The following is a 22,095-nucleotide window of genomic DNA, read 5'->3' as shown; positions in this document are numbered from 1 at the left end:
AGCATCCGCGGTTTCATCTTCATTTCACTCCCACCAGCGCCAGCTGGCTCAACCTCGTCGAGCGCTTCTTTGCGGAGATCACGCAGCGTCGGATTCGCAATGGCAGCTTCACCGGTGTGGCGCAACTCGAGCGGGAAATCCGCGCCTACGTCCGACAACGTAACAAGAACCCCAAACCGTTCGTGTGGACCGCTACCGCCGACATGATCCTGGATAAAGTGGTAAAGGTTTGCGAACGAACTTCTAACTCACTACACTAGCAGCATAGCGAAAATAGGCAGAAACGGCGTTGCTATATGGGTTTCTCCTGGCGGCGTTTCCGCTAGCGTCCGCCAAAGCACGCCCGGACTCGCCGGGTCGTGAAGCGGCGCGAGAAGTCCGGCGATCGCGGAGCTGTACGACTCGCGTGATGTCGCCGCGAGTATAGCCGGCTCGGCGTTCATGAATGCCGCATCCCAGTCGACGGCGCCACTAGCAATCTGCGGGTCGAAGAACTTCACGTCTCCCCACAGTTTCATCGCGCCAAGCAGCTGGACTTCCGCCGGAGTCGGCGCGCCGCGCAAATTTGTCGACGGCGCGGGGGTCAATGCGATTAGCAAGATCCACAGTGCCAAGAGTAGGACGGGCCGTCTCATGCGGCTGGCACTTCTGGCGGCGCGCGCGCTTCTACTGCGTGACCGCCCTATCTCACGCGCCAGTCTGCGCTGAAGACATTCCCACTGCTCGCCCCGGCACGGCATATCGTCGCGGCCGGTATCCGACACGCGCCAGCCATTTGCGATTGCAAGGCAATTTTAGCAGGATCTTGCCGGAGAATCATAAGTTAGGTTCAGAGCGCTTTAGTGGCGAAGATACTCTTTAGTGAATTTCAGCCGCCTCAATAGGATCTTGACCGCGCTAATCCTTACCGCGCTAGTCCTTACCGCGTGCTCTCATAATACCTTTCAACGCGCGATAACGGATCACTACGCCGATCAGTTTCACCGCTGCATTCCTCTCGGTTGGAATGCGTCTCCCATTGATGGTTCCTTCGTGCCGGACTATAGTGTTGAGTTCTCCCCGCGCGATGTATGGTTAGCGCCGCTGTGGGTTGGCTCAGTTCCAGCGAGGATACGAACGCGTCCTCAAGCCTTGTTGGCGTACCAAATGCTAAACGTGCTCGTTCAGGCCGGAATGGCAAAAAGCGAGTCCACACAAAACGGGACACGGTATTATCTCACCGAACGCGCGTTTCCGTATTATTTCGGAGGAAACGACTTCGGAAATAATCCGCTGCATTTGTCTTACCTTTGCTATTCAAAGATCATTCCAGACCGTATCATTTGGACAGCGCCAGTGCGCGGTCACTTAGGCGCTAATATGCGAACGCGTGTGGCCTTCTCTTGGCATGAAAGCGCGGCAGCCACGTGGGCGAGCGACCCCCTGACTCAATCCCACAGCGTGATCCTGGCACCCACGCGGAGTCCGGCCGCCGTCACCGTCTCGTACGTACAAAAATCCTGGGAAGTCACCGCCGCCGCTACAAAGCGAGCGATATTTTGATGTCCGACTGGGTATGGCCGCCTTACGGGTCGGACCGACCGAACCTCGCCCCGCCCCCAACGCCTCCTCCTCCGCGGATTGATCCCAAGGTTGATGCATTAGCGCGAGAGTGGCTCGTTCGCCTTCAAAGTGGTCGCATCGATCGCTCGCAATTATCAGGATTTGCCGGCGCAAAACTTACACCACAACTCGAAAGCCGAACCGCTAACGCGTTAACGCGGCTCGGTACTTTAAAATCACAGACGTACGTCGGATCCAGTTCGTCGAGGCAGGATACGAACTACGAGTTTATCGCCACCTTCCCAAAAACGTCGCTAATATGGGTCCTTCAGGTCGACCGGCGCAGAAAAATCGATGGTTTCTTCTTTACGCCGCTAGCGCAAAAGATGCACCTGCAGGAACAGGCGCTTCTCGCGGCACTCGCTTCGGAGTTACAACGCGATTCTAGGAGCGGGCTTTTCAGCGGGGCGGTCCTCATCGCCAAGGAAGGACAGACTATTTTTGAGAGTGCCTACGGGTTCGCAGATCGCGCACGCGGGGTACTGAATGCGACCCGTTTCCGCATGGGGTCGATTAATAAAATGTTTACCGCAGTCGCAATCCTGCAACTTATTCAAAGCGGCAAGATCCGGCTCAACGACCCGGTCGGAAAATACCTGACCGATTACCCAAACAAAGAGATCTCCCTGCTCACCGTTCAGGAACTGCTAACTCACACCGGAGGCACGGGTGATATCTTTGGCCCGGAGTTCGATGCACGCCGGCTCGACCTGAAAACGATTGACGACTACGTGAGTCTGTACGGAACTCGCGGACCGAAGTTTCGTCCTGGAAGCCACTTCGACTACAGCAATTACGGCTACATATTACTAGGGGACATCATAGAAAAGGCAAGCGGGGAAAGTTACTACGATTACGTCCGCCAACGTATCTTCGAACCGGCGGGGATGATTTCGACCGGATCGGAACCAGAGAGTGTAGTGGTTCCCGATCGGAGCGTAGGGTATACGAAAGTCGGTCATCTTTGGAAGTTGAACACCGACACACTCCCTTATCGCGGCACCTCAGCGGGCGGCGGCTACACAACCGTGGCCGATTTGCTAAGCTTCACGAAGGCCCTGCAGTCGAATTTGCTGCTAAACAAGAAATATACACGCATGCTCACCAAAGGCGTCGTCGCGATCTCAATCTTGCCTGATAACCTTCGCCGGTACGCATATGGATTCGCGGATGAACAGATAAACGGCCAGAGGTGCTTTGGTCATAACGGCGGAGCACCTGGAATGAACGGTAGTCTAAACGTCTGTCCGAGCTCGGGATACGTAGTTGCTGTTCTAGCGAATGTCGACCCTCCAGCTGCAGATTCTGTCGCAGCGTTTGTCCTTGACCGACTGCCACTGAAGTAGGCCACTGCGTGAGCCCAAGATCGCGCCGACTAACGACACGGTCGTAGGACCTGGGTCAGCGAACGAGACACATCGTCGAGCAGGTTCGCTGCGGCCCGTCGTTGCTCGTCCTGATATGAGGAGAGACCTTCGCCGTGACGTTCCCGGATTGCCCGAGCAGTTCGCTAGCGAGCTTGAGTGCGGGTCACCATCTCGACTCGGACGATCCGCAATCGTTCGGCTCGCGGCGTCGGCAGAGCGTGTTTGCCGTGCCGGCACAGAGCGCGCAATAAAAGCGATCAGGCTTGTAAGACCAGCTCGGAACTCCCCGCGCTAAGGAAGATTGTAAAATGATGTGCGGCGGTAGCGCTCTCGCGGTAGAGGTGTAGTTCGGAAACCGCAACGCCCGACGCCGAGACGACCACCGTGACGTGGCCGACGGCGCAGACGCGCGGGGTGCAGAACGCGCCCACCCACCCCGGCGGAACCCGCACGCGTACGACGACCTGCGCGCCGGGCTGCGAGTGAATGGTGATTCGGTACGCGCGGGCGCCCGGCCCCGCGCTGAGCGCGGCTGCGGCGGCAAGCGGGACTATCATCGCTCCCCGACAAGTTCGCGAACGGTGGCGGCGACGAGCTCGTCCTGGCCTTCGCCGATGACCGTTTTGCGAAGCCTCCCGTGCCGGTCGAAAATGAGTTGCGTCGGCCAATACTCGACGCCGTACGCGCGCCACAAGTCGAAAGAATTGTCAACTGCAACGGGCCAGGTGATGCCTTGGGCCGCTAAGTTTTGCACGACGTTTACGCGCACGCGCTCGTACGGCGTCTCCGGGCTGTGAATGCCGACGATGGCAAGGTCCCTTGACGGAAGGGCCGTTCGTAAGCGACGCAGCTCGGGGACGACGTGCTTGCAATTGATACATTCGAAAGTGAATACATCGACGAGCACGACCTTGCCCGCAAGGTCGGCCGGGCGCACCGCTGCGCCGATCCAATCCGAAGCGTGCTGCAAAGGGGTAAACAGGCTGGTGGCGGCAATCGCCGCCGCAAGAATTAGCTGCATGCTCTTAGTACGCCGGCGAGGCGGCTGCGGATGAGTCGTTGTCGATGCGCGCGACGGTCGCCCGCATAATGTACTGATCGGACACAGAATAATAAAGGTAGATTACACCGTCGGCTTCAATGGCGGAAGCGGCAAACGCAATGTCCGAATCGTCGTTGTTGCGCTTGATATGCGGAAGGACCAGGGGCTGTTCGGAGCGTGCCACGACGCGGGTGTAGTCTGCGTCAAAAACGATCCAGCCGACTCGCCATTGCGCACTCTGCGTTGCGCCGTTGTAAAACATCACGGGGGAGCTCGTGTTCGAATCGGCAATTGGTCCCGTGCTGAGGTGCCACGAATCCCAACCTTCGGCGCGCGGCCCGAAGAGCGGCGGCAAGACCTCCCACGGGCCGGCCGGGCTTGCCGATCGCGCAATTCCGATCGTCGACCTGTCGTCGTGCGCGTACTCAAAGAAGAGGCGCCACGTGCCGTCGGGTGCCCGCACGATGGTCGCCTCTTTCGGATTCGCCGCAGCCTCCCTGGACGGAAGCGCGATCCCTTGCTTGCAGAGTTCGTGAAGTTCGAAACCTGAAGCCAGGAGCAGCTCACCGCGTTTCATATGCTCGTTCCAACCGCTGTAATACACGTAATACGTGCCGTCGTCGAAGGCCACCGTCGGATCCTCGCAGCCGCCGCTGTCGTAAGAGCCGGGAATATCCGGGCCCGGTGCGACGACGGGCTTGTCGTCGAGGGTGAAACGCAGGCCGTCGGCGGATTCGCCGTAGTGAATGCGCGCGATCTTTTCGGACGGGTTGTCGGAATGGTTCACGATGCGAACCAACAGCGAGTAGCGATCGCGTTCCCGCCACACGCAGGGGCTCAACTTGTACATTCCGGCGAGCTCCGGGGAGCTGGTAAATGTTACCTCATCGAGGTGCACTAAGTGAAAATCAAGCATGTGAGTCTGAAGTTTAGAGGATAGAAACAGGTTGCCCGGCGTTGGTGCGCTCCTGGCAACCTGCCGTATCCCTCACCTACTTCAACTGCGCCGCGCCAAAATTTACGTGGAAACGGGCACACCAAACCGAGATCGAGTGATAGTCGCCCAGGTTCGCGTCGGTGGGGATGTCGTAATTTTGATTGCCGACGTTCCCCTTGAGAGAGCCCAAGTCTAGGTACTTTCCGCCGGTCACGTCCCCGTTCGACGCGACTTTCTTGGCTGAGGTTAGGTAGATGTGAACGTCCGGGCCGTTCGAAGTGTGGAAATCAGAGAGGCGCAGGACGTGCTGGCCGTTGTCGAGCTTGTAGATCGTTACGGTTCCGGCGGTATCGTGTGCTCCCGATACCAGGCTGCCCGACTCGAGCGCGGCGGGCGCCGCCGACGCCAACGCCGGGGCAAGAGCGACGAGGAGACCGGCGAGGGCCGAAAAGCGAGAAAGCTTCATTGTGACTTGTAACCTTTCGTTAAGTTAGTGCGGTTGTCGGGGTTCGTTCGGTCGCCCGACGTACTAGTGTCCTTGCATGGCCGGAATCGTTACAGACGCCGATGCGGTTGGAAAGGGCTCGTCAACGCTCTTGTTCACAAACAGCAGTTCTGGCCTGAAGGCGAGCCAAAGGGCGAATACAGCGGCGACAACGACTGCGACGGCGAGGGGGCGCTTGCGGAACCAGCTGAACATGACTTTCTCCTAGAAAAGATGAACTAGTATTACGCCGCTACGTCTCTTGACGGCGGCAAACGTTACATCATGACGGTTCAGCGCGAAAACAATAATGAAGAGAGTCTCTTGGCGCGCTTGCGGGAAGGCGACGAGAGCGCATTCACCGCGCTCGTCGATCGGTATCACGGAGCGATGCTCCGAGTCGCGCGCGGATTCGTGCACGATCACGCAACGGCCGAAGAGGTGGTTCAAGATGCGTGGATGGGCGTGCTCAGGGGACTAGGCTCGTTTGAAGGACGGAGTTCGCTCCATAGCTGGATTTTCGCAATCGTGGTCAACCGGGCAAAGACCAAGGCCGTGCGCGAGGCGCGCTCGACGCCGTTCTCGGCGTTGGCAGCCGAGGAAGCCTCGGGCAGCCAGCCGGCCGTGGATCCAGGGCGCTTTCGGGGCCACGACGTGGAATGGCCGGGGCATTGGGCGGAACCGCCGCGACCCTGGTCTGAAAATCCCGAAGCGCGGCTGCTTCAGGGCGAGACGATGGCGCACATCGAGCGCGTGCTCGAGGCACTTCCGCCGGCGCAACGGTCCGTCATCACGCTGCGCGACTTTGCCGGCTACGACGCCCCGGCCATCTGTAACGCTTTAGGCATATCCGAGACAAACATGCGAGTGCTTCTACATCGGGCTCGATCGAAGGTCCGTGGCCAACTCGAGCGATACCTCGCCGAATCACCAGAAAGCTCGGAGATCTGATTGATGGATTGCATCGAACTGGTCGAACTCGTTACCGACTATCTCGAGGGTACGCTTCCACATGCGGACCACAACCGCTTTGAGGCGCACCTGCGCGAGTGCCCGTACTGTTACGAGTATCTCCGGCAGATGCGGGCAACGCTCTTTGCGCTGGGCAGGATCCCCGCCGAATCGGTCTCCCCAACCGTGCAGGAGCGATTGCTGTTAGCCTTTCGCAGCTGGAGGCGTGATTGACTCGGCGCGAACGAGCGATTCAATGTGATCGATGATCGCATCCAGCGCTGCGCGAAGCGGCTCGGGATCGCGACGCAATTGCGTCAAAACGAGCCCCCCCTGGAGCGCAGCAAGAGTCGCCAGCGCCAACTGGCGGGGATCGGCCTTTTTGGACAATTCCCCCCGGTCGCGCATCGCTTGTAACCCCGAAAGAATACCGTCTTCCCAACGAGCAAAGCCGAGGGCGATGTCGCCGCGCGCTTCCTCCGAACGTTCCGAGAGTTCCGAGGAAAGCGTACCGAGGGGACATCCGCCTTTGCATCCCCCAGACAACTGCGACCCTACGATGTGGTCGCGCCAGGCGCGTAACCTCGGAATGCTGTCGAGACGCCCCAAATATTCCCGCTGGGCACCGAGAACGTTCTCGGTCTGACGATCGATCACGGCGCGCACAAGCGCCATCTTGTCCTTGAAGTAGTGATACAGCTGGGACGTACTGACGCCCGCAGCGTCGCAAACGTTCTCCGTGGTCGTTTGCGCGACGCCCCGTTTAAAGATTAATGCGGCAGCGGCGGCGACAATGCGGTCGCGCGTCGCCGAGCCCTTCCGCGTAAATGTGCGCGGCACCGGCACTGCGTTCACCATGGCCATGCGTCAGTATACCACATATTTTGGAGTGGACATTCCATTTTTCAGACGCTAGAGTGGAGCAAACACTACATTTTCTCCCTTCCAGAGGTCAAATCGTAAGAATGAATGGTAACAGCAAGCAAGACCTTGCCGGCAAGTCGGCGCTGCTCACGGGCGGCACGAGCGGAATCGGTAAGGCAACTGCCTTCGCCCTGGCCGCCCGAGGCGCGCACGTGATTGTCTCCGGGCGGGATGCGGGACGCGGCTCCTCAGTCGTCGACAATATCCGGCGATCCGGCGGCGCGGCCGACTTCGTGCCGGAGAATCTCAGCGATGCGGCGACGGCCCGCGATCTTGTAAGCCGGGCGGTAAAGACTGCGCCCCAAATTGATATCCTGGTCAATAATGCTGCAATCTTTCCTTTCGGACCGACCGCCGAAGTTTCGGAAGAGACGTTCGACGAAGTCTATAACGTCAACGTCAAAGTTCCGTTTATGCTCGTCGCCGAGCTCGCGCCCTCAATGGCCGCGCGCGGTGCTGGAGCGATCGTGAACGTTAGCAGCATGGTTGCAACGTTCGGGATGAACGGCATGGCGCTGTACGGATCGAGCAAAGCAGCAATCGAGCTTCTCACCAAGGCCTGGGCGGCAGAATTTGGCCCACGCGGGGTACGTGTGAACGCCGTCAGCCCCGGACCGACCCGAACGGAAGGGAGCGCAGCGATGGGTGAGGGCCTGAAACAAATCGCGTCGATGGCGCCCGCAAATCGCGCGGCATCACCGGACGAAATCGCCGCGGCCATCGTGTATTTAGCCTCCGACGAGGCCAGCTTCGTTTACGGCGTCGTGCTCGCGGTCGACGGCGGCCGGAACGCCACGTAGGCTTCCTGTTGCACAACGGCGAGGCGTTTCCCAAGATAGAAATCCCTGCCGTCGGCGGCGTCGACGCGTTTTTAAATTTGGTCAGTCAATGCGCTCGAGGCGTCAGCACGGTTCGGGCGGCTGCCGGCCTTATCAGGATGCGAACATGTTGAAAACTGCATGTACTGCTATTGCCGGTAAGAGGCTGGAGCTTTTCCAGCGGAGGTAGCCGGCCAGGACGCCCGGCACGAACGCTCCGAAGACAATGAACGCGACGTGAGCTGGCGACGCGCCCAGTCTCACCGTCGCGACGTGTACTGCGGCGAAAATCGCAGCGCAGGCAAATACAGAAAACGGCAGGGCGACCGAACCTATCAGCGCGCTTCGCGGATCGCGCGCCTGAAAAATGGTCTGCAAAAGCCCACGAAAGATTATCTCCTCTTGAATCGGCGCCCCGAGCCAGAAGTAGGCAATGATTTGCCACCTATGCATATCTCCTAGATCAGGCGAGTTACCGATCGGCAGTATCAGACTCAAACCGCGCAAGCCTGCCGCAAACAACAACCCCAGCATGAGCGCAAGAGTCACGGATCGCACCGCCGGCGCCTTGAACCCAAACTCAACCGGATTCAGGGTGCTGTATTGCGCCAGTGCCGCTATCAGCGTTAACGCGATTGCCGCACTGATGCATATGATCAGAGGGACCACGACTGGCTCCCCTCTGCTCGCAGCCGGCGAGCCAAAAGCTCCCGATTTGATCGCGAAAGCAGCGAGCACGAACGTCGGCACGTACACAACCACGAGGCCTCCGAGTGCCAATGCCAAAGCTACCGCAAATCGCTTCATGTTGCTCTCGTGCACCGCTCTTGGCGGGCCCGATTGGCTCGCTCTTCTTTCACCATGCTGGCCTTGTATCCGCCGTTCTACGGACCGGGCCGGTATCTCGGTTGACTCCTTCGAGCATTCACTCTGGGTCTTCGTCTCGGTTGGCAAATGGCGAACGATCCGCGTTTCATAAACGAACGTTAACCAAAGCGCCTTAGAATGGCCTCCATCCGAAAGGAGTACCGAAGTGGCGCATAGGTCGGTCCAAGACTACATAGACGAGCTGCCTACGTGGTCCGATGGCACGCAGCTTTCGTCCATCCCGATGACCGGCATGCAGCGGCTCATCTGGTACCTTGCGGCGGCAGGAAAGTTCTTCGAAGGTTTCGTCGTCTTCATGACCGGCGTTGCGCTGCCGCTCATCTCGCGCGAGTTTGGGATCGCGCCCGCACAAAACGGCATCGTGAGCGCTGCAAGCCTCTTCGGAATTCTGGTGGGCGCCGTAGCGCTGGGTGGCCTATCGGATTACTTCGGACGGAAGCGCATGTTCGTGGTCGAGATGATCATCTTCGTCCTCTTCCTAGCGCTGCTGATGCTGTCGACCGGCTTCTTGTCGCTGGTCATCTGCCTCTTCGGGCTCGGACTCGCGCTCGGATGCGATTACCCGACTGCGCACATGATCATCTCGGAAAACACGCCCAGCGCTAAACGCGGCAGCTTGGTCTTGGGCGCATTTGCGTTTCAAGCGGTCGGCGCGCTTGCCGGAACGGGCGTGGGCTACATGGTTCTATCGTTCAATCCCACGCTGGACGCCTGGCGCTGGATGTTTGCTACGGCAGTGATTCCGGCGATCATCGTTACGATCGGCCGCTTTTTTATCACGGAGAGCGCGAACTGGCTTTTCGCTCGGGGCAAAACGGTACAGGCCGAGCGCGCGATGGCGGCGCTTCTCGTGCGGATGCCCCAATACCCGAACCAAATTACGCTTGGGAAACTCGACCTAGGTGAGCCCGCTCCTAGCCGGCGACCATCTTTCGCCGCGCTTTTTAATAACGCACACAATCTGCGCGCGACGATCCTCGCTTCCGTTCCATGGTTTCTGCAGGACCTCGGAACCTACGGGATCGGTATCTTCACGCCGACGATCCTCGCGACCGCCTTCGGAAGCCCGGCCGATCACGTTCGCAGTACCAGCGATCTCATCACGAACGACGTCCTGGCGGCAAAGGGATCGGCGCTGATTACCTCGCTGCTGATCGTCGGCATTTTTTTTGCCGTGCTCCTCGCCGACAAGGTTGGCAGGATCAAGCTGCAGATATTCGGCTTCATCGGCTGCGCGGTCGGTCTCTTCCTCGCGTCATTCTCGGTTGACCTCGCCGGTCAATCGAAGATACTGATGATCTTTGCCGGCTTCATGCTCTTCGACTTCATGACGAATCTCGGCCCAAACGCGCAGACGTACCTCCTCGCGGGCGAGGTCTTCCCAACCGAAATTCGCGGCATGGGTGCGGGCTTTGCGGCGGCCTTCGCCAAGGTCGGCGCGGTGCTTACGGCCTTCCTCTTCCCGATCATGCTCGTCGCGATTGGGACGAGGTATCTCCTCTATCTGCTGATCGTCACGTCGCTCTTGGGTGCCGTGGTGACGTGGCTCTTCCGCATCGAGACGACCGGCGTGAAGCTCGATCGAATCGGAATCGGCGACGCTCCGGGCGAGGGCGTGACCGTCGTGCAGTTCGTCGAGCCGGCGGAGGAGGTCTTGTGACGCGTCTGCGTTTCGCTTTGCTGCTCTCGCTCGCGGCGGCCGTGCTGCTGCCTGCACCGCCGGCGCGCGCCGCGGCTTTCACGCTCGTCGAGTCCGGTTCGACGCTCTTCTATCCGCTTTTCAAAATCTGGATCGCTCAATATGCCAAAACGAATCCGAACGTCCGCATTACCGCAAGCGGAACCGGCTCTGAAGCGGGCATCAAAGAAGCAATCGCCGGAACGGTGCAGGTCGGCGCCTCGGATGCCTTCATGTCGGACGAGCAGTTGCGAGGCAATCCTCACATGCTCAACATTCCGCTCGCGATCGCTGCCGAGACCGTCAACTATAACCTCCCCGGCTTGAACAGAGCGAACTTGCGACTCGACGGACCGACGATTGCCGGAATCTACGCAGGCACGATCCGTTTTTGGGATGGCAAGTCGATTACAGACCTAAACCCGGGGTTGAAGCTCCCGCACCGCGCGATCGTCCCGATTCATCGCAGCGACGGCTCCGGCTCGACCTTCCTCTTCACGCAGTACTTGACATTTTCGACGCCCTCATGGGAGACCGGGCCGGGCTACGGCACGACGATTGCGTGGCCCGCCGTTCCTGGAACGATCACCGCGAACGGGAATCCCGGCATGGTGGGAGCGACAAAGAAAACTCCCTACTCGATCGCCTACATTGGTACGAGCCTTCACGATCAAGTAGCAAAGGCGGCGATTGGAACGGCACGGATCGGCAATCAAGCCGGTAGGTTTCTGCTTCCCACCCCTCAGACGGTAGGCGCGGGCGCGTCGACGCTCGATCCGCGGACGCCGTCCGACGAGCGATTGAGCTTAGTCTATGCGCCCGGCGCGGACTCGTACCCCTTGATCGGTTACGAGTACGTGATCGTCTCGACGCGGCAGCCGAATCCGTCGACTGCCGCCGCGATCCGCGAGTTTCTGTCGTGGGCGATCGATTCGTGCAACGGCAGCTCCTTCAAGAACTTAACCTCAGTCCGATTCATCGCGTTGCCCGAATACATTCGTGCGCTGAGCATCGTACAGATCGAGAAGATTCAATAGCGCTTTGCTCAGAGCTGCTTTTGAGCTGAAGCATGTCCCGCGAGCACATCGCTTTTCAGTTGGCCCTCATTGCCCCGCGCGCATAACGGGCATATTACCAACGGCTCCCGGGCGCTCCCGCTAGAATCGCGGTTCGGCGCGCCAGGGTCCCGGCAGGCTCGCCGAGCGTACGCCGGAAAGTGACGAAGCGTCATGCCGCGCGCGAATCCGTCTCGCTCGATCGAGGTAGCCGCCAAGCATCTGTTTCGCCACCTCGACGAGTCGGGCGAGCTGCGTCGCAATCCGATTGTCGCGCACTATTTCGAGCGGTGGACCGACGTCGATGCCATGGTAGCGATACGCCGGGCCGTCCGGCAGGCTGCCGAGCAGTGCGAGCGCGACGACCGCGACGCCGGGCGGCATCGCCACGCGCAGCGCAACACTCGTCTCCTCGAAGCGATGTGCACGCGGGACGGACCCTATCGCGTCGCCGCAAATGCGCTCGGCCTTTCGGTTCAACAGTATTACCGCGCGAAACAGCAGCTGTGCCTGCGCATCGCTCGCATCATGTCGCAAAGCTCCGGGCGTATGGGTCACGCTTTCACGGATCTTGCGTCCGTGCGGCTCGAGCTCGCGGAGCGGCGCGCCGGGCTTGGAGAGTTTTCCGGAGCCAAACGGATCTGCGACGACATCGCAGCGCACGCGCCTGCGGCTTTGATGCGAATTCGAGCGCTATGCCTCATCGCGTCGGTGGAACGGGAGCGCGGCGATCTCGCGCGCTCGCGGTCGCAGCTCACCCAGGCGCGAGCGGTGCTGCAGGCATCGCGCGAGGAAGTGGCGGCCGGCGATGCGCTCGTCGGCGAATGCCAAATCGAGATCTGGACGGCTCGGCTCGACTTCGACGAGCCTGGATCCGGCAAAAGCTTGCCCATCTTAGAAGAAGCGATCCGCCGTGCCTCGATCGACCAATCGATCTGTGATGCGGCATCGCAAGCCGTCGTGGCCGACCTTTTCGCGGAGGGCGCAGAGCAGCATGAGGCGATTGGCGATTTCGAGCGCGCCAAAACGCTCGCGGCGCTCGCCGCCGAACGCGCGCGCTCGCTGGCGGACACTTCTCCGCAGAAAAGCTTTGTCGCGCGCACGCTATCGCGGCTGCAGTGGGTTGCGCCGGGGGTGCAAGAGCGCCCGAAAGTGGCGAGGCGCCTCGACAACTTTCATTCGGCCTTGGAGCTCGCGCGCCGAAGCGGCTCGATCGAGAACGAGGTCCGCTCGCTGCTGAATCTCATGTCCGTTCACGTCGTTTTGGGCGACGCCAAGACGGCGATGCTGCATTCGCAGAGCGCACTGCGGTTGGCCGCGGATTTTGGCGGCCGGCACCTCGCCGCGATGACCCGGCTGGAAATGACCGACGCGCTCATCGGCAGTTCGCACTGGCGTCTCGCCGGGGCGATGCTGCCGGCGCTGGGCGACGCCTTCGCGAAAGGCAGCTACAACTGGCTGTTCTGCAAAGCTTTCGAGGCGATCTATCTGGCAAAGATCGGGCAGCCCGAGCGAAGCATCGCCGTAGCGACGGCATCCGAACGGCTGGCGCGCGCCGCGGGGTACACGCGGATCTGCGGCGGCCTGCAGCGCGTGATCGCTTCCAGCGCCAATACGATCGGTCGCAAAATGCTCGCGCAGGAACAAATTCGAGCGTCGATCGATACCGTGCACCGCAGCGGAAGCCTCCTCTCGCTGGGGCACGCCTACCAAGTCGCCGCCGCCATCACCGGCGAACGGCGTTTCGCACGCCTTGCCCGCGAGATCGGGATCGAGCTCGCGGTGTAGGGGGTCCGTTTTCTCACTGCGCACGCCGTATTCTCGCGGCTGTCTTGACACCGAGCGGATGAGGCGACTACGCTTTTCGCTCGTATGAAGAATTCAAACTCGTTCGCGCGCGGCGCCGGCGCGCTCGCGGTAGCCGCGTTGCTCAGCGGCTGCGCCGGGAATTCGCTGCAATCCCTGCCTCCTTCGTCGAGCGCGGCGCGTTCGCTCGCCGCCGGCGCCTCGTGGATGGACCCCAACGCCAAGAAAGGCGCTCTTCTCTACGCCTCCGATTCGGCCGCGAACGTCGTTAAGGTATTCTCCTATCCGCGCGGCAAGCTCGTCGGGACGCTGACGGGGTTTGCGACGCCTCAAGGAATGTGCGTCGATAAGGCGGGCCACGTCTTCATCACGAATTCGGATGCAGCGCAAATCCTGGAATACGCGCACGGCGGTACGGCTCCGATCGCGACGCTCAACGACTCCGGTGAACATCCGATCGGATGTGCGGTCAGCCGGGTGAATGGAGACCTGGCGGCGACGAACATTTTTGACGACTCGTACACCAACGGCAGCCTTTCGGTCTTCCGGCGAGCTCACGGCACGCCGAAGAAGTACACCGACCCGCAAATGATCGCCGACTACTTCTGCGGCTACGACGCCGCCGGCAACCTGTTCGTCGACGGCACAAAGCCCACGAGCTTTGGATTCGCGTTCGCCGAGCTGCCCAAGGGCGCAAAGAGCTTGCAGAACGTCACCCTGAACCAAACGATCGGGGGGCCGGGCGGCGTTCAATGGGACGGCAAGTACGTTGCGATCGCCGATCAAGAGGCTCCCGTGATTTACCAGTTTACGGTTGCGGGCAGCGTTGGCACCGAGGTTGGTCACACAGAAACGCAGGGTTCGAGCGACGTCGTTCAGTTCTCCATCCGCGGCGGCACCGTGGTCGGCCCCAACGCCACGAGCGGTCAAGTGATGTACTGGCCGTATCCCGGCGGAGGCGAGCAGGAGAAGATCATTAGCGGGTTCGAGGTTCCAATCGGCACCGCGATCAGCGAACGAAAAAAGTGAAGACCGCATAGTTTTGATGCAGGCGCGACGCTTCTTACGCCGATTGGGTGTCTCGGCCGTGATGCTCGCCGCGGGCTGCAGTGCGGCAACGCCCGGACTGGCGCCGGCCGGACAAGCCCCCGGCGTCGGCTCGGCCTCGCTCCTTGGAGGCCGCAGCGCTCGCGCCGCCAAGGCGGGCCTGTACGTGGGCGAATTTTACGGTACCAGCGTCTACGGATTTCGGCGAAACGGCAAAGGTGCCGCGGTGTGCACGATCGGCGGCGTCGCCTCCGTCAACGATCTCGCATCCGACGCGAAAGGTGACCTGATCGAGCCCGACGGCGGGGGCCGTGAGCTGCGGATTTTTCGCCCGCAGTGCGGAGCCGTTTTGGGAACCGTGGCCGATCCGTACGGGCAGCCCGCCGATGCGATGAGTGCGGACGCCGCGAACGGTACGATCGCAATCGCCAACATCTTTGGCCCGCAGCGTACCAATGGCAGTATCTCGCTCTGCTCGCTCAAGGGCGGCTGCACGACGAACTTGACGAATCCGAACATGGACGAAGTGGTGGGCGTGGCCATGTCCAAAGGCGGCGATTGCTGGGCCTCGGCGGAAGACGCGCAGTCTCACGCCAACTTGACCTTTTTCAAGGGCTGTAAGGGGAGCGGTGAAACCGCCAAGGGTTTCATCAATCCGGCATTCGGCGGCCTCGAGATTGACGCAGCCGGCAACCTCGTCTCTTTCAGCAACACCAGCGCGCAGCTGTACGTTTACAGCGGCTGCAACCCGCGATGCAAGCTCGCCGGCGGCCCGTTTTCGATGGCCGGCACGTCGTCGTACGGCCATCTCAACAAGAGCCGCGACATGTTGGCCGTTGCCGACTACCAGCACGGCCAGATCGATCTCTATACGTACACGCCGACCGTTGTAAATTACGTCGGCAGTTTCAACACCGGCCTTTCGCAAAGTCTCGACGTCGTCGGGGTCACCTACGCCCCACACTAACGGCCGCCGGGGCGAACCCGGCGGAGAGGCACGCCCACCAAACCCACGCGATGAGTACCAGCTGAAGCGGAAGCCTCAGATAAAACAGTGGTGCGCTCCCGAGGTCGGCGTAGAGCCCGGGATGTGCAGCCATCTGAATGTTGGCCGGGAATACCGCGATCAAAAGCGCGATGAGGCCAATACCGGCGAGCCTTCGAAGGCGCGGTAGGAGCACTCCGGCACCGCCGAGGATTTCGCAGGCGCCGCTTACCTGGACGAGCAGCGCGGGCGCGGGCAGCCGCGGTGGAACGATCCGTGTGTACAACGCTGGGTGAATGAAATGATTGCTGCCGGCTGCAATAAACAAGACGGCCAGCAGCGCCGGTGAGACTCGTCGCCACGGAGGCGCTCTGTTGTCTGCTCGCAAGCGAGGACGCGGGCCCGACTAACGAGCTGCGACGACAGAATCGCGAGCAATGCATCTTCCGCTGACGGGCATTTCGCGCATCCGTGGCATCGCTTGAAAAAAGGGCGTCTTCGGGGCAAGCAACAAGCGAATCATTCTCATTTTGACCTAGTACACGCCAGCGGGCCAGATGTTTCGGCGAGCCGAGGGCGAGGTTTGATTCCGGACCAGATGCTCGTGAAATCTCTATTGAGAGTTGGCGGCGAGAGCCGGGGGCCTGGTCAACTCATCGTCCAGGGTAGTAAGATTAATGCAAGGCTCCGGGGCGAACTTAACCTCGGAACCGGCTCGCATTGCCAGGAGGGCTAAGTGATACGGCACAACATTCCGGGCCGGCATAAAGTAGGCGTGGTTTTGGCTTTACTCGCGGGCGGCTGCAACGGTGGCGTACCATCCCATTCGTACGTCCCAGCTGCCTCGACATTTGGCAATCCGCTCGTTCGATGGGCGGGGGTCTCGCTGCCGCCTTGCCGGGCCCACTATTATCATGCTCCGGGGAAGTTTACGATTTTCTCGGCATTGGGGACGTTCGTCGGGAACAGCTTCGCCGAATCAGCCGTGTCGATCTGGGCAAACTTTTCATTCCGGAAAGGGCGAAAGCATCTGCCCGTAATCCAATTGCCTAGCATCAAGGCGCCTTACACCGTTTACTATGGAACCTACAAGCTCGGCAACGGGATGGCTGGATGCTTTTATCTTCCCAAGGTTCATTATCAGGGGGTGAGCTTTGACGGCGCCGCAGCGGCTGTTCCAAACCTGCACGAGTACGGAAAAGCAACGCCCCTGGCTGAAGGTCCGCTTCTGATCTCCGTCAAGGGAATTGGTGCAAAAACCGGCTCAGGTACGGTCACACTCAAATCGGCTTCAGGAGGCCGCGTGGTGAACACCGGTACCGTTCACATTGAAGGGAGCAAGGATGTGAAGTAGCCCGACTTCTGGCTAAATCAGGCCGATCTGCGGCGCGCACCTAGAAATATCCAGCTCAAAACTGCGGCTGCAAAAACAAGAGTTACTGCGATGAGTGCGTGAGTGATGTTGACGGCGCGAGCCACGTAGAAGATTGAGGTTGGCTCTTGGAGTCCAAGGTCCCATCGCACGAATCCGTCGGCCCCTCTCGACCCATTAGTCGAGGTAACGATCATTGGAGTCCTTAACTCCAAGTGCGCGGTAACCGCCGACGCCGCGAATGCTGATGCGATTCCATAATCGAACGTGCCAATCTCGGGCGACGTCAGGCTCAGCAACGGAGGAACCGTTGCAGCGAGAGAAACACGATCGACGAGCAACCCCGGTGCCCGTATGAGAGAAATCGGACCAAACTGCGCTGAGCGACCGCTTAGCCCTGGGGTTGCATTTGCCAGGTCGTGGATATCTTCTCGCCTAACGCGTTTGAAAATAAGGATCGTATGGTTTCGGTACCGATCAATGGACGTTCGAACATCCCATCCTCTGCGGCGCATCCACTCGATCTTAAAGGGGTCGCCGTCGCTGCCCTGGCTTAACGCCGCTCTGTAAAAGGCCTCATCCACGATTTCCCTTGTCCTCACGAGAGCGCTTCCATCTGGACGGACATCGATGCTAAAGGTAACGTCGGCGTGGCAGCCGGCCAGTGTCGCCCCTAAGACCAGGTAAAAGCAGTGGATGATGATTCGTTGAGTAAGGGTGCGCATAAAATAAGCGGTTCCAGTAAAGCTTCGATGGCGGGACCGCACGCGAGCGGCAATCGCGCCAACGGCGCGTTCAAAGCAAGTCGAAGCGATGCCGGTAAACTGTGTGGCTGGGCGGCCCAATATCCTTCTTAGTCGCCGATGGCTCGATCTTAAAGAGGAAAGCCGGGACTAAGGATGGCGGCGAAGCAAAATTCTCCGCGGAGCTCGAGGTCACCGCTGCCAAACCAGCGGGTACACGATTTGCGCCACGATGAGCAGCGCGAGAATCGGAGCCCATATCAGTGCGTATTGCCGCAGGCGCGATGGATGCTCCCGGATTTGAAGAGCGACCACGGTAATCATCACGGCCAACAAAGCGACGCTCAGCCAGCTCGGGTGGCCGCGTTTAGAAAGCGGTATCCATCCAGGCGGCGCCACGAGGACCACGATCGGTACCGCCAGCCAGAACGCAAACATGCTGAGAAAGAAAGGCCATCTTTGGGGCTCACGCTTAAGGCGCCACAGGAAGATACCGGCAACGACTATGGTCGCGCCACAATACACCAAAATCGCTGCGATAAACATCTCGTTCCTCCCCGATCGCGCTCGAGGCGAATTTCAACGTTTCTTTCCCGTTGCCCTCGGCAGGTCGCGTCGACTCGAACTAGGTCCGCCTCGCAGCTTGTCGGGGTGCGCCGGCGGCACTAATGATCGACGAAATCGGAGGCTTCGCCCATGGTTGGATCGAGCCGCAGCGCTTCAAAGGCATACCTGCGCTCCTCGTGACCCTGACTCGTCTTTACCCGCACCACGGCCTCATGCGGGTGCACTTCCTTAACGGTCCCTTCTTCGTTGGTTCCATCGATGAAGACTCGATCGCCGGCCTTTAACATTTCCGTTGCTTTCCTCGTTTGAGCGTGGGGATCCACCGCTAGTCCCCCTTCGGATGCGGTGTACCCAGATATGGAACCTGCAGCAGCTTGCAGGGGAAGGCTCGAAGTTAGGCTCGTGGACCTTACGCGATTGCTCGATGAAACGATTCGCCGCTGCGAAATCGACGGTATCCGCAAAAGCGTTGAAGCGACGCGGCGGCTCTACCCCGAACTGGAAGCTGCGAGCCTCGAGATTGCCGGCGGGATCGCGCGGTTCAATGGGTTCGAGGCGCTCTCTGAAGCCTTTGGCATAGGAACCCTCGCCGGCGTCGACGCCGAGGAAATCGCGCTCTTGACCAGGTTCTTTGAGTCGCGCAACTCGACGCCGCGCGTCTTCGTCACGCCGATGTCCGATCCGTCGCTGGCTTTCGGATTAGCCCGTGCCGGTTACGCACCGGCTGAATATGAAAACGTGCTCGTTTCCGACGACTTCGAAACGTACGCTCGCTACGACGACCGGGTTTCCGTTTCTGCAAATCTGGACGATTGGGCCGCGGCCTCGATGAAAGGATTCCTCGGCGACGAGGCGGCGGAGGCCGGCGATCCGCGCGTCGGGCTGATCCTCGCATCCTCCGAAGGTGCGATCGCTTTGGCCGGCACGTACGGAGAACGGATCGCGTCGACCGCCATCATGAGCCTGCGTGGCGAATGCGCGTTTTTCTTTGCCGGTGCGACGGTCCCCGAGTTTCGCCGCCGCGGCTGGCATCTCGCGCTGGTCCGCGATCGTATCGCGCGAGCCCGTGACGCCGGCGCCCGCGTCATGCGCGCGACCGCGACTCCGGGCAGCGCGTCTGAGCGCAACTTTCGCCGGTGCGGATTTGCCGTACTGTACACGCGTTCGCTCTGGGAGCGTCGCGCCGGCTTATCAGCGTACGAACCTCGCTGACTGCACGATGTAAAAGAGCGGCACGAAAGCGAATCCGGCTAGAAAGAGCCAGAAGCTCGCCAGCGCCAGCAGTGTAAAAACAGCGAACACGAGCGGGCCAACGCAGCTGGCTCGGCGCACGGCTCGAATTTGCGAAGGTGAATAATCGGGCAGCAGCAGCTTCCCGGGACCACTTGCATACCAGAACAGCGCGCTCAGGCAGAACGCCCCGATCGTCCACAAACTGCCGTACACGATCGCCGCGACGACGCGGTCATGCTCGTGGCCGATGTAATGCCCAAGTAGAGCCGTTGAGAAGGGCAAGACCGCGATGGTTGCCAGCGCCAGCATGTTGATCCAGAGCAGCGCTCTGTCGGCCCGAGCAAAGTGGCTGAAGAAGAAGTGGTGGGCTATCCACACCTGGCCGACCATCAGAAAACTGATGAGGTAGATGGCAAACCTAGGCCATTCGGCAAGCAGGGCCGCCCGCAGTCCCTGCCCGCCAAGGCTGTCCGCGACTTCCGGAACGGTGAGGGTGAGCACCAGCAGCGTGACGGCAAATGCGAAGATACCGTCGCTGAATGCCTCGATTCGAGCGATGTTGAGGTCTCCGGGCGAACGTGCTTCCTTCAAGAATCGACCCCGTTTAGCAATGCAGCGCGTCCCTCCCGCGCGCGAGACCGTCTGCCGGCTCGGCATCCGGTCGAAGGTCCGAGCCCTGGGTTCGCTGCCGGTGCTGCCGGTCGAGGAGACGTCCCCCTATAGGCCGGCTGTCCTAGAGACGAGCGCTCCGCTCTTTGCTATGCTTAGGGGACCAGCCCTTACAACAAGAGGAGTCATCATCTTATGCAAGTCCGTGGGGATGCGCTCATGCATTACATCGATACGACCACTCGCCAACATATCGTAGAGGCCACCAGCCCTCCGGCCAACGCCATCGCCGATCCGGATAACGCATGCGGCGTCTGCTGCGACGTAGTAAACGGATTGCCGACGAACTGGCGATGCAGCCAGTGCACCTGCACCGGAACGTGCACGCTGGTAAGCGAGGATCTTGGCGGCGGCAGCATGCTCTATTACTGCACCTGCGGCTAGCGGGCGCCTCGGCGGGGGCGTCTGGTAAAGGCGCCTCGCGGCGAGCCGACGAAGCGCTTTTCCATATAGCGTAGCGTCGAGTTTTGAGGAATCAGCGTCATGTTTGAGCGTCCCGCGTTGGGTCTTTTCGCCGCCGCCGCTTTGCTCGGCGGCTGCGGCGGATCGCAACCGTCCGCACCGCTGCCTGCGGACACAACGACGACGATGCCGGGACGCCCGCACAAGCATACGTCAAACTATATCTCGCACATCGTGGTGCTGATTCAGGAGAACCGCTCCTTCGACGACTTCTTCGCGACATTTCCGGGCGCCGACGGAACGACGACTGGAAAGCGCGGAGACAAGACGGTCAAACTCGTGGAGGTCGGCCTGCGCGGCACTTGCGATTTCCAACACTCGCGCGGAAACTTCCTGACGGATTATGCCGGCGGCAAGATGAACGGCTTTGCCGGCGGCGCGTCGCAGTGCCACAAAGGCAACCCATACCAGTACGTCATTCCAAGCCAAATTACCCCATACTGGGACATCGCGAAGACCTACGTTCTCGCCGACCATATGTTCCAGACGCAGGGCAGCGGCAGCTTTACTGGGCACCAAGATCTCATCCGCGGATCGACGACGATCGACCAGAATCAGACCACGAGCTTGGTAGACTTCCCGACGAACAGTCCGTGGGGTTGCGACGCTCCGGGCGGCACGGTGACCTCGCTTCTCGTAAAAACCGGAAGCGGCCTCAAGAAAGAGCCCGACCAAGGGCCGTTTCCGTGTACGAACAAGTTTCCAGCCTCGGGTGCCTACTACGAAACGCTGCGCGATCTGCTCGATGCGAAGTCGATATCGTGGAAGTATTACGTGCCGGCGATCTCGGGCCACAGCTCTGGGAACCTTTGGAACGCGTTCGACGTGATCGCGCCGGTGCGGTACGGTAACGAGTGGAAGAGCAACATCGACTCGCCGAATACCAACTTCTTCAAGGATGTCACCAACGGGACGCTCCCCTCGATGTCCTGGGTGATCCCGCTTGGCCCGAACTCCGATCACCCGGCCGACAAAGCCGATAACGGCCCGGCATGGGTCGCAAGCGTCGTCAATGCAATCGGAAAGAGTTCGTACTGGTCCTCGACGGCGATCGTCGTCGTGTGGGACGATTGGGGCGGCTTTTACGATCACAAGCCGCCGCCGTTCTTCGATAACTGGGGAGGCTTAGGATTCCGCGTCCCTCTACTGATCATCTCGCCGTATGCGCGCGAAACCTCATCGAGCAAGCCGGGCTATATCTCGCACACGCAGTACGAGTTCGGCAGCATCCTGAAGTTCATCGAGCAGAACTGGGGGCTTGGTTCGCTCGGCACGAGCGATTCGCGCGCTACGAGCATCGTCGATTCATTCGATTTTATGCAGAAGCCGCGGCCGTTCGTCGCGATACCGTCGTCGTTTTCGCAACGGTACTTCGAGCATGAGCCGCAGTCGAACGAACCCATCGATACCGAATAGAAGGCGCGGCCGCCAAGCCTGAGAATTGACATAAATCGCTATCCCACGT

General features: G+C 60.3%; 25 protein-coding genes. 14 read left to right on the top strand and 11 right to left on the bottom strand.

Translation table 11 applies throughout. The features are described 5' to 3' along the window. Positions 1 to 260: IS630 family transposase (locus tag VGG51_00520; GenBank protein HEY1881509.1), on the top strand; the 260-nt coding region annotated here is incomplete at its 5' end. Here VGG51_00520 and VGG51_00515 read toward each other — a convergent pair. Next, on the bottom strand, positions 252 to 635 hold the full coding sequence (locus tag VGG51_00515; GenBank protein HEY1881508.1) for a hypothetical protein: 384 nt from the start codon (positions 633 to 635) through the stop codon (positions 252 to 254). The two genes, VGG51_00520 and VGG51_00515, sit on opposite strands and share 9 nt — an antisense overlap. Positions 636 to 1,541: 906 nt before the next feature. Here VGG51_00515 and VGG51_00510 point away from each other — a divergent pair. Beyond that, positions 1,542 to 2,948 carry a serine hydrolase domain-containing protein gene (locus VGG51_00510; GenBank protein ID HEY1881507.1) on the top strand — a complete coding sequence of 469 codons (1,407 nt, stop codon included), beginning with the start codon at positions 1,542 to 1,544 and terminating at the stop codon, positions 2,946 to 2,948. 278 nt (positions 2,949 to 3,226) lie between these two features. Here VGG51_00510 and VGG51_00505 read toward each other — a convergent pair whose 3' ends face one another. From VGG51_00505 to VGG51_00490, 4 genes are all read right to left on the bottom strand, one after another. Continuing rightward, positions 3,227 to 3,526: a hypothetical protein gene (locus tag VGG51_00505; GenBank protein HEY1881506.1), complete on the bottom strand. Its 300-nt coding sequence runs from the start codon at positions 3,524 to 3,526 to the stop codon at positions 3,227 to 3,229. Further along, positions 3,523 to 3,990 carry a redoxin domain-containing protein gene (locus VGG51_00500; GenBank protein HEY1881505.1) on the bottom strand — a complete coding sequence of 156 codons (468 nt, stop codon included), beginning with the start codon at positions 3,988 to 3,990 and terminating at the stop codon, positions 3,523 to 3,525. Before VGG51_00500 ends, VGG51_00505 begins: the two co-directional genes overlap by 4 nt. 4 nt (positions 3,991 to 3,994) lie before the next feature. Then, positions 3,995 to 4,927: a hypothetical protein gene (locus tag VGG51_00495; protein HEY1881504.1), complete on the bottom strand. Its 933-nt coding sequence runs from the start codon at positions 4,925 to 4,927 to the stop codon at positions 3,995 to 3,997. Positions 4,928 to 5,003: 76 nt separating this feature from the next. Beyond that, positions 5,004 to 5,414 (bottom strand): DM13 domain-containing protein, encoded by a 411-nt coding sequence (locus VGG51_00490; protein ID HEY1881503.1) that lies wholly within the window; start codon positions 5,412 to 5,414, stop codon positions 5,004 to 5,006. A gap of 303 nt (positions 5,415 to 5,717) precedes the next feature. Between VGG51_00490 and VGG51_00485 the strand changes: the two genes are divergently transcribed. Both VGG51_00485 and VGG51_00480 read left to right on the top strand, forming a co-directional pair. Next, positions 5,718 to 6,383: an RNA polymerase sigma factor gene (locus tag VGG51_00485; GenBank protein HEY1881502.1), complete on the top strand. Its 666-nt coding sequence runs from the start codon at positions 5,718 to 5,720 to the stop codon at positions 6,381 to 6,383. A gap of 3 nt (positions 6,384 to 6,386) precedes the next feature. Continuing rightward, positions 6,387 to 6,617: a zf-HC2 domain-containing protein gene (locus VGG51_00480; GenBank protein ID HEY1881501.1), complete on the top strand. Its 231-nt coding sequence runs from the start codon at positions 6,387 to 6,389 to the stop codon at positions 6,615 to 6,617. On the opposite strand, the gene VGG51_00475 is transcribed toward VGG51_00480, so the two are convergent. Further along, positions 6,588 to 7,247 carry a TetR/AcrR family transcriptional regulator gene (locus VGG51_00475; GenBank protein ID HEY1881500.1) on the bottom strand — a complete coding sequence of 220 codons (660 nt, stop codon included), beginning with the start codon at positions 7,245 to 7,247 and terminating at the stop codon, positions 6,588 to 6,590. The genes VGG51_00480 and VGG51_00475 overlap by 30 nt on opposite strands. 101 nt (positions 7,248 to 7,348) lie before the next feature. Between VGG51_00475 and VGG51_00470 the strand changes: the two genes are divergently transcribed. After that, positions 7,349 to 8,107, top strand: coding sequence for an SDR family oxidoreductase (locus VGG51_00470; GenBank protein ID HEY1881499.1), 759 nt, complete (start codon positions 7,349 to 7,351; stop codon positions 8,105 to 8,107). A 132-nt stretch (positions 8,108 to 8,239) separates the two neighbouring features. On the opposite strand, the gene VGG51_00465 is transcribed toward VGG51_00470, so the two are convergent. After that, positions 8,240 to 8,932: a CPBP family intramembrane glutamic endopeptidase gene (locus VGG51_00465; GenBank protein ID HEY1881498.1), complete on the bottom strand. Its 693-nt coding sequence runs from the start codon at positions 8,930 to 8,932 to the stop codon at positions 8,240 to 8,242. Between the two features lie 226 nt (positions 8,933 to 9,158). Here VGG51_00465 and VGG51_00460 point away from each other — a divergent pair, with 226 nt between their 5' ends. From VGG51_00460 to VGG51_00440, 5 genes are all read left to right on the top strand, one after another. Continuing rightward, the gene (locus VGG51_00460) at positions 9,159 to 10,673 is read left to right on the top strand and encodes an MFS transporter (protein ID HEY1881497.1); all 1,515 of its coding nucleotides are present in this window, start codon (positions 9,159 to 9,161) and stop codon (positions 10,671 to 10,673) included. Continuing rightward, entirely contained in the window at positions 10,670 to 11,728 is a 1,059-nt protein-coding gene (gene pstS, locus VGG51_00455; protein ID HEY1881496.1) for a phosphate ABC transporter substrate-binding protein PstS, read from the top strand. Before VGG51_00460 ends, pstS begins: the two co-directional genes overlap by 4 nt. Before the next feature lie 192 nt (positions 11,729 to 11,920). Then, entirely contained in the window at positions 11,921 to 13,534 is a 1,614-nt protein-coding gene (locus tag VGG51_00450) for a hypothetical protein (protein ID HEY1881495.1), read from the top strand. 84 nt (positions 13,535 to 13,618) lie between these two features. After that, positions 13,619 to 14,581, top strand: a complete 963-nt coding sequence (locus VGG51_00445; GenBank protein ID HEY1881494.1) for a hypothetical protein — start codon at positions 13,619 to 13,621, stop codon at positions 14,579 to 14,581. 13 nt (positions 14,582 to 14,594) lie between these two features. After that, positions 14,595 to 15,566, top strand: a complete 972-nt coding sequence (locus VGG51_00440; GenBank protein ID HEY1881493.1) for a hypothetical protein — start codon at positions 14,595 to 14,597, stop codon at positions 15,564 to 15,566. Here the strand turns inward: VGG51_00440 and VGG51_00435 are convergent. Then, positions 15,547 to 15,912 (bottom strand): DoxX family membrane protein, encoded by a 366-nt coding sequence (locus VGG51_00435; protein HEY1881492.1) that lies wholly within the window; start codon positions 15,910 to 15,912, stop codon positions 15,547 to 15,549. The two genes, VGG51_00440 and VGG51_00435, sit on opposite strands and share 20 nt — an antisense overlap. Positions 15,913 to 16,365: 453 nt before the next feature. Here VGG51_00435 and VGG51_00430 point away from each other — a divergent pair, with 453 nt between their 5' ends. After that, on the top strand, positions 16,366 to 16,938 hold the full coding sequence (locus tag VGG51_00430) for a hypothetical protein (protein HEY1881491.1): 573 nt from the start codon (positions 16,366 to 16,368) through the stop codon (positions 16,936 to 16,938). 953 nt (positions 16,939 to 17,891) lie between these two features. Here the strand turns inward: VGG51_00430 and VGG51_00425 are convergent. Continuing rightward, positions 17,892 to 18,245 carry a hypothetical protein gene (locus VGG51_00425; GenBank protein ID HEY1881490.1) on the bottom strand — a complete coding sequence of 118 codons (354 nt, stop codon included), beginning with the start codon at positions 18,243 to 18,245 and terminating at the stop codon, positions 17,892 to 17,894. A gap of 119 nt (positions 18,246 to 18,364) precedes the next feature. Next, positions 18,365 to 18,553 carry a hypothetical protein gene (locus VGG51_00420; protein ID HEY1881489.1) on the bottom strand — a complete coding sequence of 63 codons (189 nt, stop codon included), beginning with the start codon at positions 18,551 to 18,553 and terminating at the stop codon, positions 18,365 to 18,367. Between the two features lie 115 nt (positions 18,554 to 18,668). Between VGG51_00420 and VGG51_00415 the strand changes: the two genes are divergently transcribed. Continuing rightward, on the top strand, positions 18,669 to 19,478 hold the full coding sequence (locus VGG51_00415) for a hypothetical protein (protein HEY1881488.1): 810 nt from the start codon (positions 18,669 to 18,671) through the stop codon (positions 19,476 to 19,478). Here VGG51_00415 and VGG51_00410 read toward each other — a convergent pair. Beyond that, on the bottom strand, positions 19,458 to 20,090 hold the full coding sequence (locus VGG51_00410; GenBank protein HEY1881487.1) for a TMEM175 family protein: 633 nt from the start codon (positions 20,088 to 20,090) through the stop codon (positions 19,458 to 19,460). The two genes, VGG51_00415 and VGG51_00410, sit on opposite strands and share 21 nt — an antisense overlap. 213 nt (positions 20,091 to 20,303) lie before the next feature. Between VGG51_00410 and VGG51_00405 the strand changes: the two genes are divergently transcribed. Both VGG51_00405 and VGG51_00400 read left to right on the top strand, forming a co-directional pair. Then, positions 20,304 to 20,552: a hypothetical protein gene (locus VGG51_00405; protein ID HEY1881486.1), complete on the top strand. Its 249-nt coding sequence runs from the start codon at positions 20,304 to 20,306 to the stop codon at positions 20,550 to 20,552. Positions 20,553 to 20,651: 99 nt separating this feature from the next. Continuing rightward, positions 20,652 to 22,046: an alkaline phosphatase family protein gene (locus VGG51_00400; GenBank protein ID HEY1881485.1), complete on the top strand. Its 1,395-nt coding sequence runs from the start codon at positions 20,652 to 20,654 to the stop codon at positions 22,044 to 22,046. Positions 22,047 to 22,095 lie beyond the last annotated feature (49 nt).

The sequence above is a fragment of the Candidatus Cybelea sp. genome (assembly GCA_036489315.1).
Taxonomy (GTDB): Bacteria; Vulcanimicrobiota; Vulcanimicrobiia; order Vulcanimicrobiales; family Vulcanimicrobiaceae; genus Cybelea.
The sequence above is the reverse complement of the archived record's forward strand: the minus strand, read 5'-3'. Positions and strand labels throughout refer to the sequence as shown.